This window comes from Photobacterium phosphoreum, from assembly GCF_002954725.1.
GTDB classification, from domain to species: domain Bacteria; phylum Pseudomonadota; class Gammaproteobacteria; order Enterobacterales; family Vibrionaceae; genus Photobacterium; species Photobacterium phosphoreum.
In genome coordinates this window covers 1,445,226-1,463,819 of record NZ_MSCQ01000001.1, presented here as the reverse complement: position 1 = coordinate 1,463,819, position 18,594 = coordinate 1,445,226, and the positions used below count along the sequence as shown (strand labels likewise).

At 35.3% G+C, this 18,594-nt stretch carries 18 protein-coding genes; 12 read left to right on the top strand and 6 right to left on the bottom strand.

The window, feature by feature from the left end:
- Window positions 1-397 precede the first annotated feature (397 nt).
- Window positions 398-1,618, bottom strand: coding sequence for a metallophosphoesterase (locus BTO21_RS06480; protein ID WP_045030548.1), 1,221 nt, complete (start codon window positions 1,616-1,618; stop codon window positions 398-400).
- 339 nt (window positions 1,619-1,957) lie between these two features.
- Window positions 1,958-2,170, bottom strand: coding sequence for a transcription antiterminator/RNA stability regulator CspE (gene cspE, locus BTO21_RS06475; RefSeq protein WP_045029183.1), 213 nt, complete (start codon window positions 2,168-2,170; stop codon window positions 1,958-1,960).
- A gap of 497 nt (window positions 2,171-2,667) precedes the next feature.
- Here cspE and BTO21_RS06470 point away from each other — a divergent pair, with 497 nt between their 5' ends.
- The 4 genes from BTO21_RS06470 (at window position 2,668) to BTO21_RS06455 (ending at window position 5,570) form a co-directional block, all read left to right on the top strand.
- Window positions 2,668-3,009 (top strand): ArsR/SmtB family transcription factor, encoded by a 342-nt coding sequence (locus tag BTO21_RS06470; protein WP_045030550.1) that lies wholly within the window; start codon window positions 2,668-2,670, stop codon window positions 3,007-3,009.
- A gap of 108 nt (window positions 3,010-3,117) precedes the next feature.
- Window positions 3,118-4,173: an ACR3 family arsenite efflux transporter gene (gene arsB, locus BTO21_RS06465; RefSeq protein WP_045030552.1), complete on the top strand. Its 1,056-nt coding sequence runs from the start codon at window positions 3,118-3,120 to the stop codon at window positions 4,171-4,173.
- Window positions 4,174-4,333: 160 nt separating this feature from the next.
- Entirely contained in the window at window positions 4,334-4,831 is a 498-nt protein-coding gene (locus BTO21_RS06460) for a hypothetical protein (protein WP_045030555.1), read from the top strand.
- Between the two features lie 226 nt (window positions 4,832-5,057).
- The gene (locus tag BTO21_RS06455) at window positions 5,058-5,570 is read left to right on the top strand and encodes an RNA methyltransferase (RefSeq protein WP_045030557.1); all 513 of its coding nucleotides are present in this window, start codon (window positions 5,058-5,060) and stop codon (window positions 5,568-5,570) included.
- 77 nt (window positions 5,571-5,647) lie between these two features.
- Here BTO21_RS06455 and BTO21_RS06450 read toward each other — a convergent pair whose 3' ends face one another.
- Entirely contained in the window at window positions 5,648-6,505 is an 858-nt protein-coding gene (locus BTO21_RS06450) for a DMT family transporter (protein ID WP_045030559.1), read from the bottom strand.
- Window positions 6,506-6,766: 261 nt separating this feature from the next.
- On the opposite strand from BTO21_RS06450, the gene BTO21_RS06445 reads away from it, so the two are divergent.
- From BTO21_RS06445 to BTO21_RS06410, 8 genes are all read left to right on the top strand, one after another.
- Window positions 6,767-7,375: a 2OG-Fe(II) oxygenase gene (locus BTO21_RS06445; RefSeq protein WP_045030561.1), complete on the top strand. Its 609-nt coding sequence runs from the start codon at window positions 6,767-6,769 to the stop codon at window positions 7,373-7,375.
- Between the two features lie 118 nt (window positions 7,376-7,493).
- On the top strand, window positions 7,494-8,279 hold the full coding sequence (locus tag BTO21_RS06440; RefSeq protein ID WP_045030563.1) for a metalloregulator ArsR/SmtB family transcription factor: 786 nt from the start codon (window positions 7,494-7,496) through the stop codon (window positions 8,277-8,279).
- A 14-nt stretch (window positions 8,280-8,293) separates the two neighbouring features.
- A complete protein-coding gene (locus BTO21_RS06435; RefSeq protein WP_045030565.1) occupies window positions 8,294-8,800 on the top strand; it encodes a phosphatase domain-containing putative toxin in 507 nt (168 codons plus the stop codon).
- Between the two features lie 187 nt (window positions 8,801-8,987).
- On the top strand, window positions 8,988-9,986 hold the full coding sequence (locus tag BTO21_RS06430; RefSeq protein WP_045030566.1) for an ArsJ-associated glyceraldehyde-3-phosphate dehydrogenase: 999 nt from the start codon (window positions 8,988-8,990) through the stop codon (window positions 9,984-9,986).
- Window positions 9,987-10,029: 43 nt separating this feature from the next.
- The gene (gene arsJ / locus BTO21_RS06425) at window positions 10,030-11,262 is read left to right on the top strand and encodes an organoarsenical effux MFS transporter ArsJ (protein ID WP_105026734.1); all 1,233 of its coding nucleotides are present in this window, start codon (window positions 10,030-10,032) and stop codon (window positions 11,260-11,262) included.
- Window positions 11,263-11,447: 185 nt separating this feature from the next.
- Complete coding sequence (locus BTO21_RS06420; RefSeq protein ID WP_105026733.1) at window positions 11,448-14,399, top strand: bifunctional diguanylate cyclase/phosphodiesterase; 2,952 nt, start codon at window positions 11,448-11,450, stop codon at window positions 14,397-14,399.
- An 84-nt stretch (window positions 14,400-14,483) separates the two neighbouring features.
- Window positions 14,484-15,152 (top strand): HAD family hydrolase, encoded by a 669-nt coding sequence (locus BTO21_RS06415; protein WP_065208269.1) that lies wholly within the window; start codon window positions 14,484-14,486, stop codon window positions 15,150-15,152.
- A 75-nt stretch (window positions 15,153-15,227) separates the two neighbouring features.
- Window positions 15,228-15,494, top strand: a complete 267-nt coding sequence (locus tag BTO21_RS06410; protein WP_036794193.1) for a hypothetical protein — start codon at window positions 15,228-15,230, stop codon at window positions 15,492-15,494.
- 251 nt (window positions 15,495-15,745) lie between these two features.
- On the opposite strand, the gene BTO21_RS06405 is transcribed toward BTO21_RS06410, so the two are convergent.
- The 3 genes from BTO21_RS06405 to BTO21_RS06395 form a co-directional block, all read right to left on the bottom strand.
- Complete coding sequence (locus BTO21_RS06405; RefSeq protein ID WP_045030576.1) at window positions 15,746-16,318, bottom strand: cysteine hydrolase family protein; 573 nt, start codon at window positions 16,316-16,318, stop codon at window positions 15,746-15,748.
- 143 nt (window positions 16,319-16,461) lie between these two features.
- Window positions 16,462-17,097: a murein L,D-transpeptidase catalytic domain family protein gene (locus BTO21_RS06400; RefSeq protein ID WP_045030578.1), complete on the bottom strand. Its 636-nt coding sequence runs from the start codon at window positions 17,095-17,097 to the stop codon at window positions 16,462-16,464.
- Between the two features lie 738 nt (window positions 17,098-17,835).
- Window positions 17,836-18,468: a YccT family protein gene (locus BTO21_RS06395; protein ID WP_045030580.1), complete on the bottom strand. Its 633-nt coding sequence runs from the start codon at window positions 18,466-18,468 to the stop codon at window positions 17,836-17,838.
- Window positions 18,469-18,594 lie beyond the last annotated feature (126 nt).

The following is an 18,594-nucleotide window of genomic DNA, read 5'->3' as shown; positions in this document are numbered from 1 at the left end:
CAATGAGCTTGAAGATAAATTCAGGTTTTTGTGCTTATTAACATCCAACAAAACCCAAGACAATAAACAGTACTATATAACAAGATCCAACACTTGATAAGTGCTGCAAAGGTGCCTCAAGGAATTCAAAATCCGTTTCCTTCGGGAGTGTCGGTTCAAGTCCGACCTCGGGCACCAATTAAAATAATAAAGCCTCAGCTCACGCTGGGGCTTTGTTGTTTCTAGCCTAATCAAAAACGTAGCCCTGTCTTTTTGTGGCCAACTTCCTGTCTCATTCCGTTAAAGCTACTTCGTAAAACGGCTGTTCCTGCTCATATTTTTGATGGTGGTGTAGTCGATAGCAGTAGTAGCACAGTGAATCGAAGCCTGAATTATCACTGTACTATTACTGTTAATATTATTTTGATTTCTTTAATCTAACTTTGATAACACTATGCTCTGTGGGTACGCCTAACCGAAAAGGAAAGCCATAATGACCAGTACCTCGATGCACATATAACTTGGTATTATCAATTCCCCACAAGCCATGATCTGGCGATTTTGAAAATAGGCTGATTACCGTCGTTTTTAATCCTAAACTGACTAATCCCATAAGACCACCATGTGTATGACCACTTAAGAATAAATCTGTAGGGTGGCTGGCTAGAAGCAGATCTGAAAGGTGAGTTGGATCATGAAGCATAGCAATACTTGCGATGATATTCTTTTCATTAGGTAAGCTTTTGATTGCGTTACTGAGTTTAAGTTTTCTATCTTTAGAGTGAGAATCAAAGCCAATAACTTCAACTGGGCCAAGTCGAGTTTGTACTATCAGGGCTTCATCTATCAACAAAGTAATATTATTGTTAGCTAAGGCTACCTTTACTATTTCAGGCGCTTCGTAATCATGGTTGCCCATACAAGCAAACACCTTGCCGCTATACTCTTTTAATGGTTGGAGTGATTGTGACAGTGTTTGTACTGATCCTTTTGACTCCATGGTCAAAAAGTCGCCCGTTAATAAAATAAGATCCGGTTGTTTATCGACTGCGTTTTTACAAATATGCTGAAGTCGAGCAACAGACATATATGGGCCTAAATGCGGATCGGTTAACTGGATAATTTGCAGTGTGTCGTTATTATTTGAATTTGGTGGCGCTAATTTTAAGCGGCTCAGTTGTGATGGCTGTTCGTTATCATTCAAATCGATAAAAATACATTCTTCAGTGATACGGAAATTTTGTAATATACCGATTAAACCAAGTATATAAGGGATATACAAAAAATCAGCACTCTTAAACAATAGTACCCATATTGCCCAAGGGAAGGCGATTATCGTTGCACCTAAAAACCATTGCCCAGGCCAATTTATCAAAACTCGAACCCAAAGAGGTTGCATCTTTGGTCGAATAAGAAGCAAGGTGTCTATAAATACCAAACTATATAAAAGTAATATAATCAAAGGAGGGATGAAACTAACCAAAGTGTCAAATAAAGTAACAAAAACTAAACTATAAACAGTTAAAATAACGCCTCTAATGATAGCAAACTCTTTAGAGCGAAATAACCAACTAACAACAAAAGTAAACAGTAATAAAAATAACGTTACTGTGCCGATATTATCTAAAACAAAATTCAATGAACTCATCCTATACAGTGATGATAAATAGCATTAAATACGCTATAACCTTTAAAACTGGATTTAAGTAAGATATATAAAATAAGTATTATCTTAATACAGTATTCTTAGTGTTTGGTCAGTATTACAAAAATACAAACCTCTTAGTATTTTAGCTAAATATATGGCTGAGAGTATGCTTTTATATAGGTTTATCAGTAAAAACAGTTTTACTTTGAAAGAGACATTCTGGTTTATGTAGATCATCGCAATTAGTAATGAACAAACGTAGAGGTAAATCGCAGGCATAAAAAATGCCGGCCATAGCCAGCATTTTTATTATTTATCAACGGGGATAAATTAGATAGCTACAACGTTTGCAGCTTGTAGACCTTTTTGGCCTTGTTCTACTTCAAAAGACACTTTCTGGCCTTCAGCTAATGTCTTGAAGCCTTCAGAAGCTATAGCACGGAAGTGAACGAATACGTCCGCACCGCCATTGTCTTGAGTAATAAAACCAAAACCTTTCTCTTCGTTAAACCATTTTACTAAACCAGTAGATGTATTAGACATGTGATGTCCCTTATATAGGTGATTAATTAACCGCTAAAATGCGATGTATTAAGTGGTTAAATTATTAATGTTACTGCCAAAACAAGGGAAACACTGAAGTACAAAACGATAACGTTGATGTAGCTGAAGGTTTAACTGTTACTTGGTGGTGCATTTAATAACGTCCTGAACAACAGAACGAGACAGATAATAGCAGTTGTTCATTTTTTGTACAGTTATTTTTGTTGGTAATTATATTAATATTATTTTGAATGATGTTAATTATTTGATTTTATTAATATTAAATCAATAATATATCAATAAAAAAAATATTGGAGATAATGATAAGTCACCATAAAAGTAACCTACGCCAAGTTATAAAAGAGTAGACTTAAAAGAGCCAATTCTAGGTTTCTTCAAATAGTGAAAGTAAATCTCATTGTTTAATAAAGTGATTGTTGCATCATCAGTAAAGCTGATGTATCGTTAATCGACGATTAACGGTTAGGTGTGAACAGATGAATAATAAATGCTCGAGTTCTTGTGATGTTTCCTTTACAGCCACAGCGCAACAACTTAATGATGAACAAATGTTAGCAGCGCAAGCGAAAGCATTATCACATCCTGCGCGTTTGCGTATTCTCCACATTCTCCATACCTTAGATGCTATGGATAGTTGCTTAAATAGCGATTTAGTGTCTGAGTTAGGATTAGCGCAATCAACGGTTTCCGAGCATTTACGGATACTAAAACAAGCTGATTTTATTAAAGCAGAGCCAAATCCACCTAAAGTGTGTTATCGCATTCATCGTGAAGCACTTAATAAATTTAACGCTAAATTCTCATCGTTCTTGTCTTAATGTTTTACTAAGCACTTTATAAGCAAGATTGAATGTTTTCATAATAATTAATCGTTATTCGACGATTAACGATTGGTTGCTGTAAATAATAAAAATTGGAAGGTTACTATGACAACAAAGGTTTTAAATGGCCCAAATAATAAAATGCAGTTTCTTGATCGTTACTTAACGGTATGGATTTTTGCTGCAATGATCATTGGGGTGGGGATCGGCGCTATTTTTCCTGAAGTGTCTCAGTGGAATCAAGCGATGTCGGTTGGAACAACCAATGTTCCGTTGGCGATTGGTTTGATTTTAATGATGTATCCTCCTCTTGCAAAAGTAAATTATGGATTAATGGGAAAAGTAACCAAAGATAAACAAGCCCTTACGTTATCTTTGGTCATGAATTGGATTGTTGGTCCTATTTTAATGTTTGTTTTAGCATTAACCTTCCTTGGTGATCATCCCGGTTACATGGTGGGGATTATTCTTATCGGCTTAGCTCGTTGTATTGCGATGGTATTAGTCTGGAATGATATTGGTGGTGGAAATAAAGAATATGGCGCTACATTGGTCGCATTAAACAGCGCATTTCAAATTCTGACTTACAGTGTTATGGCGTGGTTGTTTATTACGGTATTACCACCATTATTTGGTTATCAGGGTTTTGCTATTAATATATCTATTATAGATATTGCAGAGAGTGTTCTTATTTATCTTGGTATTCCTTTCCTTGCGGGTTTTATTAGTCGTAAATGGTTGGTCGCTAAAAAAGGAGATCAATGGTACAACGAGGTGTTTATTCCTCGTATTTCACCTATTACGTTAATTGCGCTACTAGCCACTATTGTGCTGATGTTTAGCCTTAAAGGCGATATGATTTTAGCCTTACCAATGGATGTTTTCCGTGTTGCTGTGCCACTGGTTATTTACTTTGTTCTAATGTTTTTTATTAGCTTCTTTGTCGGTAAGAAAATGGGTATTCCTTATGACAAGAATGCCTCTATTGCTTTTACAGCCACAGGCAACAATTTTGAATTAGCGATTGCAGTGTCTATTTCAGTGTTTGGATTGAGTTCAGATCAAGCATTTGCTGGGGTAATTGGTCCTTTGGTTGAAGTGCCAGTGTTAATTGCTTTGGTTAATGTCGCACTGAGAATGAAACAAAAATACTATCCGTAATTCTTTTAAATCAACGTGTATATTAAAATAATAAATTGAGAAGAATTAGGGTGTTTATTACTGGATTTTATAATTTGTGTTGCAGATAAAATGTAATCCAGTATAACCCTATCTTCTCTCTTAATTTATTTATATTAAACTGAACATTAGGATTACAAGCATGCTGAATCATGTCGTAACAACCTACACCCGATCTATATTTGATGATGATATTGAAGAGGGATCTGTTGATGATTTTTCAGATGAGTCAGCATTAGTTATCAATGTTTCTTCTGATCGAGCCGACATGTTATCGATGTTGATTGAAAAAGGAATAGCGCTGGCTGATGGGGGCTATCATTTGATCGATGATGAAAATCGAATAGGGTATCGTGCAACCATTGATTCGAAAGATGCCAATATTATACGCTTTAATTTAGTGCACATTACAGATCAAGACTCACGTCATTTAAATGCCTATGATATTGAAGTGATCGCTACTGCTGATGATAAGAAAGTGTATATTTCAACAATGCCTTATATGCCCTTTTTTACCACTATTCTTGATATGTATAATGGCGATGAAGCACAAAAGATAGACGCATCGATACAGCAAGCCATTGAAGATTTATCGTTAGGTTGGTTATGTCATCATTTAGTGGATAATAACGTCAATTAATTATTATCGGTTATAGTAATTATCGAGGTTGAGTTAATTTCTTTCGTATAGAATTTCAACAGCGATTCTTTTAAAAAAAGCTTCATTCAAAAGAGTGAGGCTTTTTTGCTTATGGGTCGGATGGTAGCGTTAACGGTGGTTACTTCTTTCTGCAAAGTTACAATTTTAGTATAATGACATCTTTATTTATATTTGTTGTGAAGTTAAACAATAAGGTATTCCTGAGATGAAAGATGCATCAGTAATCATTGGATTAAGTAATCCTAAAAGTCCAACCAATATCGGTGCTGTACTCAGAGCTGCTGGCTGTTATAAAGCTGATGCTGTTATTTATACGGGAACCCGTTACGATAAAGCTGCGAAGTTTCAGACAGATACTAAGAAAATGGCACAGACGATCCCCTTATCTGGTGTTGAATCAATGCTTGATGATCTTCCACAAGATATGAAGATTGTGTGTGTTGACTTCGCAGAGGGAGCAACATTGTTACCCTATTTTCAACATCCAGAAAAAGCGATTTATATTTTTGGTCCTGAAGATGGTTCAATCTCACAAGATGTTGCAGATAGAGCCGATCATGTTGTTTATGTACCAACGGTAGGTTGTATGAACTTAGCAGCATCAGTCAATGTTGTTTTGTATGATCGCCTTGCGAAACAAGAAAATATTACCCAGAGTGATGAACATATTCGCCAAAATCGTGATAATAAAAATAATCTGCGTGTAAACGTTAAATAAATTTTTAATAACAAGATTGATAGATTATCGCCGTTGTAAATCCCAACGGCGGTAATTTTATTAGGGCGTGATAGTTATTATGCAGACTGCTTAATATCCCAAACAGTATAGATGCCTAATGTGATTAAAATAATTGCACCACCTAAAATATCATTTAAAGAGGGTTGTTCACCAATAACTAAAAACACATACAGTGGACCTAATAGAATTTCCATTAGTAAAATGAGGCTGGTTTGGGCCGCTGGAATATAAGCCGTTGATTTTGAAATGCACAGATAAGAACCAGGAACGACTATTCCTCCTAATATTAATAGATACAGCATCTGGATATGTGAAAGTGAAAACGGTTGCGCCCCTTTAATATAAGCAAAGACTGCAATCATAAAGCCTGCCACAATCAGAATATTTGCTGCTTGTTCCCCTTTTGTTTTACGCATAGCAACTAAATAGATAGCCGTTGCTAATGCAGTAATTAATGCTAATAGATTACCGACCCATTGACCGCCTGCCGGTGCAAAAGCAAAGATGATCCAAATACCACTGGTTGCAATACCGATAGCCAGTAATGTTGGCCATTTGAGTTTTTCTTTTAAGAATACGAACCCTAAAATAGCAGTAAAAAAAGGGGCGGTATTAATAATAACAAGAGTACTTGCCACTTGGGTATAATGTAGGGACTCAATAAAGCAGACTGTTGAAGCCGCAAAAATAAAGCCTAATCCTAAAATGGATAAAGAAGGACGTGAGATTTCAGCGCTAAATTGCTTACGATTATAAAGCAATTGAACAATCACTAAGACGATACATTGAAATGCACCACGCCAAAAAAGCACATTCCATGCCGTGGAATTTGATAGCTTTACAAATAAACTGTCAAAACTCAGTATCATTATGCCAATAAAAGCCAATAATAATCCGCGATTTTTATCGCTCATAACAACGGTTTCCCATACATTTAAACCTGTAAATTAACGTATTAATCAATATTTTTTGTCTAATACGTGATGAGCGTTTAATAAACTTTATGCTTATATCGTATTAATCACTATCTGTTTGGATTAATCAACGGCTGAATCTAATATTGTATATGTCATCGCCTATTTAAGAAAAAAAATTCATAGTTATGATGATTTTTGTGATTTGTCGTAAAGTGTGTCTGCCCTTATAACGTTTTCTTCTTTCGCATTGGAACGATTATGAACTACGGCAAACTTATTGATGCTTTATTTACCCAAGGATGGTTTGTCTGGGATGACTTTTTGACTCAGGATGAAGTCAAGGATTTGAAGGCTTGTATTCCCGCTGATTGGAGTCAAGCTGGTATTGGTCGTAATGATGAATATATGACTAAAAAAGCGATTAGAAGCGATAAAATTCAATGGTTATCATCTGACATGGGACCACCTATTGCTGATTTTTTACAACGAATGAATGATATTCGAATGGAAGTGAATCGTCATTTTTTCTTGGGTTTATTTGAGTATGAAGCACATTTTGCTAAATATGAACAAGGTGATTTTTATCAAAAGCATTTAGATTGTTTCCGTGGTCAAGAAAACCGTAAATTAACGACCGTTTTTTATCTTAATGACGATTGGCAGCCTGAACATGGTGGATGTCTTAAAATGTATGATTTAGAGGATAATGAATTAGCGACGTTAGATCCTCAAGCTGGACGGTTAGTCGTATTCTTATCTGAACTGTTTCCACATGAAGTACTTCCTGCAACACAGAAACGATTTAGTATTGCTGGTTGGTTTAGAACCAATGGTGTGAGTGGTAATCAATTAGATATCGCTCGTTAATGGCGATGTAAAGGAAGACAGTAAGTCATATTGATCACTTTTTTAAACGCCTGAACCTTGTTATATATGCTTTGTCGTATATTATAATGCTTTCAACGGTTATTAAATAAGGTGTTTTGTGAAACGTATTTTGTTTCTTTGTACTGGTAACTCCGCTCGCTCGCAACTTGCAGAAGCATTGATGCGTCATATGTGCCGAGACAGTACAGCCACCATCGATAAATTTGAAATAATGAGTGCGGGGATGGCACCTGAAAGCGTTGATCCTCGAGTATATGAAGTATTGAATTATCATAATGTTAATTCAGATAATTTAACCAGTGTCTTGGCATCAAGTTTACAAAATCAACATTTTGATGTGGTGATAACGTTATGTGATAAAGCCAGTAAAGAATGTGCACTTTTTCCTGATTCTGATGCATTAATTCATTGGGATTTTAAAGATCCTAAGCCGCAATCTGGCTCTCAAGGGTTCTATGATGTTTTTGATGGCTTAAAAGCCAAGATAGCATTATTTTTAATGCTAAATGGTGATAATCAATCTGACACTATTGGGGCTGTTGAGTTATTTAAAATCATGAGTGATCCGTTACGATTACGTATTTTGATGCTGATTCATGATGAACTTGCTTTATCTGTAGGAGACTTAACCAAAGCGTTGCAGGTAAGTCAGCCTAAAGTTTCTCGTCATTTAGCCTTATTACGTGATAGTGGTGTATTACATGACCAACGTGAAGGGGTATGGATTTTTTATCATTTTCCTCCCGATTTACCGCTATGGATCCGCCACATATTTGATACTGTACGCAATGGTCAACCAGCATTGATTAATCAAGAAAAAATACGTTTAAGTGCAATAAAAAACAGAAAAAAACCACAATCAATTAACAGTATAATAGAGTAGGAGTTGTTACTATTATGGACAATCAACATCCCGTTTGGACACTAGCATTAAATGAATCAACCCCGACTAAAGGCGGCTTGCTATTAACGCCATGTCCTGGCACGAAAGGTGTCAATGCAATCACTAGTCTGCGTCAGTTAAAGGCGGCGGGAGCAACAGTAGTATTAACGGCGCTAGAACACGGTGATTTACCTGATCAAGGTATCGAATTATTAGCCGAAGCGTGTAAATTATTGGGTATGCAATGGTTTCATGTGCCGATTGAAGATGATTGTGCACCAACTGCTGAGTTTGAAGCTAAATGGCAACGTGCTAATGATGCTGCACAAATAGCGCTTAATAATGGTCAATTTGTGGTTGCGCATTGTAAAGGTGGATCGGGTCGCACTGGATTATTAGCCGCACGTATCTTACTTGCTCGTGGTAAGCCTTTAGAAGAGACAATCGCAGTTATTCAGGCACAACGTCCAGGGGCTTTTACGCGTCAGCCACACATTGATTATATTGCACAGTGGAATTAGTGCACCAATAGATAATCACCATTAAGAATTTATCATTAAACCTCGCTGATGCGGGGTTTTTTGTTTTTAGGCACACTGGAAGGTAGTTAAGATAAAAAGGTTTATTTTCTTTTTTGTGGCTGTTATATTTGATTTTCCATATATATGGTTACTAAGATGTATAGTGTGTCACAACAAGGAAAAGATGATGACAATTAAAGTTGGAATTAATGGGTTTGGACGTATTGGTCGTTTAGCATTACGGGCTGCGTTTGATTGGCCTGAGATCGAATTTGTATTAATTAATGACGTTGCAGGTGATGTTGAGACCTTGGCACATTTACTTGAGTTTGATTCTATCCAAGGACGTTGGGAACATGCGGTCACTGTTAATAATGGTCAAATACAGATTAATGGCCAAGCGATTGATTATTGTCAGCAACAACAGCTTGCAGATGTTGATTGGTCTGGTTGTGATGTTGTATTAGAAGCGACAGGTGTTCACCGTGATACTCAGTACCTTAATCAATATTTACAGCAGGGCGTAAAGCGGGTAGTGGTTTCTGCGCCAGTAAAAGCTGAGGGTGTATTGAATGTTGTGGTTGGGGTTAACGATCATTTATTTGATGCTGAGAAACACCGTATTGTGACTGCTGCATCTTGTACTACAAACTGTATAGCGCCTGTTGTTAAAGTGATCCATGAACATCTTGGAATTAAACAGGCGTCTTTTACAACCATTCATAATTTAACCAATACTCAAACTATTTTAGATGCGCCGCATAAAGATCTGCGACGTGCTCGTGCATGTGGTATGAGTTTAATCCCTACCACAACAGGTTCTGCAAAAGCGATTGTTGAAATTTTTCCAGAGTTAGCCGGTAAAATTGATGGTCATGCAGTGCGAGTGCCACTTGCAAACGCGTCATTAACGGACATTATTTTTGATGTTGAACGTGATACCACCATTGATGAAGTGAACCAACTATTAAAGGCAGCATCAGAAAATGAATTGGATGGTATTTTAGGCTTTGAAACACGACCTTTGGTATCGGTTGATTATCGTGGTGACCAACGTTCAACTATTATTGATGCGCTATCAACCATGGTTGTAAATCAACGGATGGTTAAAATTTATGCGTGGTATGACAATGAAATGGGCTATGCCACTCGTACTGCAGAATTAATTCGTAAAGTTGGTTGTTAATCAGCTAACAGTAAAAATTGATAATAAGTTAGAGAGTATTTTTATGTTAGCAAAGCTTAGCCAACTGCCTAATGGCGTGCGCCAATATATGCTAGTGACGTTTAATTATTGGAACTTCACTTTAACTGACGGCGCATTACGCATGCTGGTGGTGCTGCATTTTCACCAACTAGGTTATAGCCCATTAGAAATCGCGTCATTATTTTTATTTTATGAATTTTTTGGTGTGGTAACGAATCTTATTGGTGGTTGGCTTGGTGCTCGCTTAGGTTTAAATAAGACGATGAATATCGGTTTGTTTATGCAGGTAATCGCGTTGTTAATGTTGGCTGTACCATCAGTAAACTTAACTGTTATATGGGTGATGTTTGCTCAGGCCTTATCGGGTATTGCTAAAGATCTGAATAAAATGAGTGCTAAAAGTGCGATTAAAACGTTAGTGCCTAACGATCAGCAAGGTGCATTGTATAAATGGATTGCATTGCTCACAGGTTCAAAAAATGCACTTAAAGGTGTTGGCTTTTTCTTAGGTGGCACATTACTGGCTTTGATTGGTTTTCAAGGTGCGGTTGTTTTGATGGCGTGTGTATTAACGGTTGTATTTGTATGCAGTTTATTATGGCTTGATAAAGACTTAGGTAAAGCTAAAAACAAAGTGAAATTTAGCCAAATATTTTCAAAAAGTCGTAGTATCAACATATTATCAGCCGCAAGAATGTTTCTGTTTGGTGCGCGTGATGTGTGGTTTGTGATTGCATTACCATTATATTTAGGGCAAGTATTTGGTTGGGATTACGTGCTCGTTGGTAGTTTCCTTGCCGTATGGGTTATTGGTTATGGTGTAGTACAAAGTATTGCGCCTAGAATTACGGGTAAAGCTGCCGGAGTTGTACCTGATGGACTTGCTGCATTCGCGTGGGCAAGTATCTTGGCTCTTGTTACTGGTGCAATTGCATTAGCATTACAATTTAATTGGTATCCTGAATTTACTATTGTTATTGGGTTAATGATCTTTGGTGCTATTTTTGCAATTAATTCTTCATTACACTCTTATTTAATTGTGAGTTATGCGAAAGGGGACGGTGTAAGTTTAGACGTTGGTTTTTATTATATGGCAAATGCCATGGGACGTTTAATTGGAACATTGCTTTCAGGCGCAGTTTATCAGCTTTATGGTCTTTCAATGTGTTTGTGGATTGCGTTTGTATTTATTGCAATGACTACTATTATTTCATTATGGTTACCGCGTAGTCATACTAATCCAGTGTCTATTTAAGTTCATTTAATTAAGGCTTTTAATGTTAAACTGATATCCATCAAAAGATATTAAATAAATGTTAGTATTAATAGTACATATCTTTGTTTATATGGATATATACGGTATATTAGAACGGTTATTATTCGTATGTAGTATAAGAATAATTGTTTTTCTAGATATATTGCTTAGGCTACTGATTATTTATGGTTACAACATTAAAAGCACTAAAACGAAACAGTTATGGTAGTGAGTTTATACAAGAAGCACTTCATACTGTGTATGAAACGTTACAGCCTGCACATTGTTATATTGCTTACTTTGATAAAAATCAGCATAAAGCGACATCTTTAGCTTATTCTATTGAAGATCATTTTTCGAATCCTGTATTCACATATTTAATTAATAACTCTCTTTGTGAAAAGATGATATCTTCTGGAAAACCTTATTTTTTTTCTAATAATATTCCACATACATATCCATTTAATCAGATAATTACTCCTTATTTATTACAACATTATCTTGGTATACCTATATTTTCTAGACGTGGAGAAATTGTAGGTGTTATTGGATGCTTATTTGAACATCCTTATTTTTTTTCTGAAGAACAGCATGGTGAATGGTGTCAAGTTCTTGGTGATATTCTTGGTTCTGATGTGCAATATTTAGCATTGCTATCAGAGCAAAAAAAATTGCTTTGTGAAATGGAAGAATGTCAACAAGAAGCTCAATTTGGTAATTTTCATGTTGATATCGTAACGGGTAGTGCTTATTGGAGTAAAGAAATCTATCGAATATTTCAATGTGAGGCTGAGAGTTTTACGCCTAACGAGACAACGACGAATCAATATATTCACCCTGATGATCGTACTCGAGTTATTGAGTTAAGACGTGATATGCTAGATAGCAATAGCATGAGTTATAATGTTATTTATCGAATTGTTTTAGCCGAAGGTAAAAATAAATACTTACGCGAACATTGTCATATACTACGTGATATAAATGGCATTGCAACCTTAGTCAAAGGTATTGTACAAGACATTACCGAATTTTATTATCTTTCAAATAAATTAGATCAAGCATCTGATAAATTAAGCGTAACATATAATGCCGTTACGGAAGGTATATGGGAATATAATTTAGAAACAAAAATATTATTAACATCACCTAAGTTTTGGGATATTTTAGGTATAAATGAAACTAATGTTAATAGTGTTTATGATTGGATTATCATGATTCATAAAAATGATCGATCTGCTGTTATTAAATGTTTTTCCAATTTACGTAATGGTGACGTAACCTCTATTGATGTTGAATTTAGATTACAATCAGGCAGCAATGATAAAATTTGTCGTTGGTTTAATTGTAAAGGTAATATTATAGAATCTAGCAGTAGTCATCATTATAACCGCGTTGTTGGTATTTTAATTGATATAACAGATACCGTAATGGCAGAACAACAATTAACCCTTGCTAAAACAGTTTACGATAATACGTCTGAATGTATTGTGATAACCGATAAAGATAATAATATAATTTCAGTTAATAAAGCCTTTGAAAAAGTAACAGGCTATTGTCATGATGATGTTATTGGTAAAAACCCTCGTATATTAGCATCAGGCTATCATGATTTAGCCTTTTATCAGAAAATGTGGCGTAGCCTTGAAACACAAGGGACGTGGCAAGGACAGTTGCATAATCGACGTAGTGACGGTGTCATTTACCCAGAAGAGATGACAATCAATAAAATTGAAGATGATCATAATGTGATTAATTATGTTGGTGTTTTTCATGATATTAGCTCTCGCAAGAAAACTGAAAAGAAATTAAAACTATTAGCAAATAATGACACCCTGACGGGGTTAATGAATCGTCGCCGTTTTATTGAAAAAGTAGAAAAATACATCGATCAAATTAATGATGTATCAGCAGATAATTCACCGGCGTCAGTGTGCTCACTTTTATTTATTGATCTTGATGACTTTAAGATTTTTAATGATCTTTACGGGCATGATTTCGGTGATAAAGTGTTACAAAAAGTGGCTACTATTCTTAGAGAGACAGTGTGTGAGCACAGTGTTATTTGTCGTTATGGTGGTGATGAATATGCGGTGTTAATTAAAGAGCAAGATATTAATTATGCTCAAGGTATTGCTAATCAATTAGTGAATATTATTTCACAGCCGATTAAATGTAATGATATTGATATAAATTTAACTATTAGCATCGGTATATCATCGTACCCTGAAAGTGGTACTACGCACCAAGCTTTACTTAAGAATGCTGACTATGCGATGTATGAACAAAAATGGCTCGGTCGTAATGGTGTTTGTGTATATGACCAACAATTACAGCATGAATATATTAGTAAATTAAAATTACGCGATAAATTAAAATCTGCGATCAACACTAAAAAAATAAAAGTTTACTATCAACCGATTGTTGATAATAAAACGGGCAGAGTGTGTAAATTTGAAGCATTAGCACGTTGGTATGATGATCAAGAGGGCTTCATCTGTCCTGGGATCTTTATTCCTATTGCAGAACGTTACGGTTTAATTGGTATGTTAGGCCAATTAGTCTTTGAAAAAGCGTGTGCTGATTTAGATCGTATTCATCGCAGTGGATTTACCGATGTCGTTTTTTCAATTAACCACTCAGTGAAAGAGTTTTCACAACATAATCAAGAATATATTTTTGAAACAATCAATAACTATAACTTGCCTTATAGCGCGATAATGATTGAAATTACTGAATCAACAGCTCTTGATGACGGTAAAAACATTATTGATATTCTTTCGGCGTTTAGATCTCGTGGTATTGCGATTTCATTAGATGATTTTGGTACGGGTTATTCATCGTTAGCTGCCATTATTGATATTAAACCCGATCTTATTAAGATTGATCGAAGCTTTGTTGTTGATATTGAACACAGTAAAGAGAGTCAAATGTTGGTGTCATTGGTTATCGATCTTAGTCGGAAATTAAAGATTGAGGTTGTTGCTGAGGGTGTTGAAACACAAGCGCAATTAGATATTTTATCTGAGATGTCATGTTATTATATTCAAGGATTCTACTATAGCCCTGCAGTGACGATTGATGATGCAATTACTATACTCAAAGAGCGCAATCAGAATATGGTTTTAGATGTACAATAGTGATTACGATATGGCTGTTATTCATAACATGAGAATATTATAAAGACAGCTTTTTTATTTATATACAATGTTATTTGGTAAGTAATGCAAACTCTTTTTTTTGATTTTGATGGTACGCTGGTTGATTCTGAAACGTTTCATGCTGATAACTGGAGTGCCTATTTAGCGACGTATGGTGTAACACTGACAGCTGAAGATTTTATTGAATATTATGCAGGTGTTACTTGGCCGAAAATTGCTAAGCATTTTATTGATAGTTATCAACTTAATGTAGATACCGTAACAATTACAACTGAAATGGAAGCGTTAACAGAGGCGAAAATTCGTCAGCAGGGTATTCCTGCATTGCCTGGGGTTGATGATGTGCTTAACGCTTTTTCAGGAAAAGTACCAATGGCCGTTGTTACTGGTGCGCCGCGAGATTATGTTGAAGGTGTATTGAAGCAACATGGTTGGCTAGATCTATTTGACCAAGTATTTAGTGGTTATGAAGTCATCAATAATAAACCATCCCCTGATGTCTATTTACAGGCTTGCCAAGCAATGAAAGTCAACTCTCATCAGGCTGTTGCTATTGAAGATAGTCGAACGGGGTTACAATCAGCAAAAAATGCTGATATTTATTGTTTATTAATTAACGCACATCCTTCATTAATCAATACTGATGCTGATCATACCTTTAATTCAATGGTCGCAGCAAAACCATTATTAGACGTGCTATTTAAAGATAAATTATCGATTAATACGCTGTAAAACAGGCAATTATTTTGTGGTAATAATTCCCTATGTTAAATTACGCATGATTGAAATAATTCAAATAGGTTTATGATGGAAAACGAAGAAATTATGACTGGCGATATGCTAGTTGAAACAGTAGAAAATCAGTTAGCTGATGGTAACCCATTAGTGGTTAAAGAAACGTTAATGCGCTTGATGATGACAGGTACTGCACGTGATGAAGCGGTGCAGATGATTGCTTGTGCACTTTCTATTGAAGTATTTGACGTGATGAAAAATGACGGTAAGTTTGATTTAAAACGTTACCGTGAAAACCTTGTTGCTTTGCCTGATATGCCTTGGGAAGATGATATTTAAGTCATGTTTTCTACTACAAAAACCGTGACATGACGTCACGGTTTTTTTTGTGTCTATTGTTTGTGAATGATTTTTTCATATTTACCTTTGTTGAAGGTGGTTATGATTATCTAAAAGGTAAAAATTAGTATTTATAAATAAATTAAACTTCACGAGTATCGCGTTGGTATGGTTCTAGTTTCTGTATAAAGAGGCTATATCCATGAGCTTAAAGCGTCTTTATTATCCACTATTGTCTTTATTCTTCGCTATTATAGATGAGTGAGTGTTTTTGCTTGGTGTAAGGTTGCGATCCTTGCGAGCATAGCCAAAGAACGCTGATGATCTTGTTCTGTCGCAGAGGTACAAGCATCACTGATAATATGGACACAATAATCACGATCATGGGCATCTCGAACGGCGGATTGAATCGCCCAACACGTGCTTACACCACAAAAGTACACATCCGTTATCGCATTGGCACGTAAGACGCTATCTAATGCTGTGTTATAGAAAGGGTTGACGCGTGATTTTATGATCACCATATCTTGTTCTGTTACATTAAGATCTGGGTGAAAGTCTGTGCCCCAATGACCTAATTCTAATGCTCGATACTGTTGTGCTTTACCGAACATTGGTGATTGATGGGGTAATTCAAGATAACTGGATTGGAAGCCAACTTTGATAAAGATACAAGGTACATTGTTTTCTCTTGCCCATTGTATCGCAATATTGGCGTTATGAATGACATGATGAGCACTGACTTGTTCCGCACAGCTTGGTATTTTACCATTTTTATCGACAATGTCATTAATGAAGTCAATGATAACTAAGGCTTTATTCATATTAATTCCTGTACTCTCTGATATCTTGCTAATAGTGATTAATTAAGCATACGATCAAATATCCAGCTTTAATATTGTGAAATCTTAGATACAAAAAAAGCTTTTAATCTTACGACTAAAAGCTTTTTATTTAAAGAGGTGTATTACGCGTAAGCAAAAATAACACTACCGCCTTTAATCGTATTAATTATTTTCTTTGTTAAATAGGTTGGAATTGCAGGGCAACCCCAACTACGACCAAGATAACCATTACGTTTTATGAATGACTTAGAAACATACTTGGCACCATGAATAACAATAAAGCGTTTTAGTGCGTTATCATTTTCGCCTCGAGTTAACCCATTCAGTTTTAATGAGTAGCCATTACCGCCATTGTATGTACCTTCAGTTAAAAACGTACCTAGTGACGTTTTGTGTGAATTAACACGGTTAGAAAACTCATCCGCCATTAAGAGACCGCTGTTTTCGCCATGTGATACATAAGTACGATAAAGTAACTTATTCGATTTTAAATCAATAACATAAAATCTTTTTTCGGTAGAAGGCTTGCTGTAATCAATAATCGTTAATAAAGATTTCTTTTTCCCACGGGTTTTATTGTAAGCAACAAAAGCCTTTTTGAATACATTGTAATCAATCTTGCCTTTTAAGTCGGCTTTTTGATAAACATAATCAGCGACGATGTCTGTATTTTTATGCTCAGTATTGAGAACATGTGCAGACGCTGTTAATGGTAAAAGACATACCATTAATAGAAATAGGTAAATAACTTTTTTCATTTAATTCGTTCTATTCTTAAAGAGGTTTCAGAACTGGTTAGCAATTAAGCATGGGAGGTACTTTATCATAAATAAGAATAAAAAAAGAAGATTTTAATGGTATTGCATGCGTAGTCTGTAGATATTATTAATATGTTTTTTGCTAAATTAAGGTTTAATTTAATCATGGATAACAAAGGCTTATTAATATGAACATCATTTAATTAACGCAATGAAGTTAGATTAATCTGAAGCTAAAAAAAGCTCGCTCACAAAGTGATTTATTATTTTAATTTATTGATTTTAATATTATTTTTTATATTTTGCTTTAGTTTTTTAACATTTTAAAAATATTAAAAATAATAATAAAATAGGAATATAAAGAAAAATAAGTAAAGAGGGAAGAAAACAAAAACAAATAAACCTGAATATAAGATGAAGAAAAAGAAATAATGATTATTTATGTTGTTCAGTTTATTAAGCGACAACACGTAGATACTATTAATAATATCTGTGCTGTTGTATAGGTTAAATATCAAAAAAGTTACTCTAACTGTTATCACTACGTTTAACGGTGGTTATCGATAGAAGAAGTTAATGATTGGTGCTTTAGTGGTCATCATCGGCAATGGGAAAAGTGATGACTTGAGGAGGTGACCACTTCCCTTATTATTAGATGCTGGGATATATAATAAGGAAAGTTTGTTAATTCTGAATTGGTAGTTGCTGACACACAATGAGGTATCAGACGAAAAATCGTTAGTTATTAATACTTTTCTTGAACTGTTTTTGAGTTGCTGTATCTGCTTTATTATACCAATAATTCAACATCTTAGTGACGTAATCTTGGTCTATTTCTCCCGCCTTTTCTACAGGGCTTACTTGCTGTTGTGCTCGTTGCATTTCATTAGCAGTAATGGCAGAAGTTAATGCTGCAGGGGCTTTACTTAAGTTATATTGTGCAATTTCTTGTTGAAAATTACGACTAATTTGAAGGCCGTCTTTGATCAATACATCATGTTTAAAGGCCACTTCACTGCCATCTGCCGCTAATAAATGTAGCGTCGGTTGACTGTTGAATTTTTGTGCTTGGTAAGCGCTTGAAATTTTCGGTAGCTGAAGAGTATACGTCGCATCATTACCAGCGAATGTCATTACAACTACTTCGGAACGAAATAAGTGGGTATCACCATTTTCACGGTAGTTTTTATCGTAACGAAAAGCGATTTGGTTGTTACCGTTATTCAATGTTTGGGGAGCATTCCCTTGAGCATTAACGCCATTGACGAGAACCAGTTCAGCAGATTGTGGTAGGTTAAGTGTTACATCAGCAAATGATGAAAAGCTAATGCTACACGCAGCTAAAGAAAGTAGGGCTGTACGTAGTTTCATGTCGATTCCTTTTGAGTGCGTAGAATGAATAATGTGTATTAAGCATAGTGAGGCTATTGTATTCTGATAATTACTGCATTGACAAATAACTATCGAATTTAATGGATCAATAACCGTTTTGTTGGC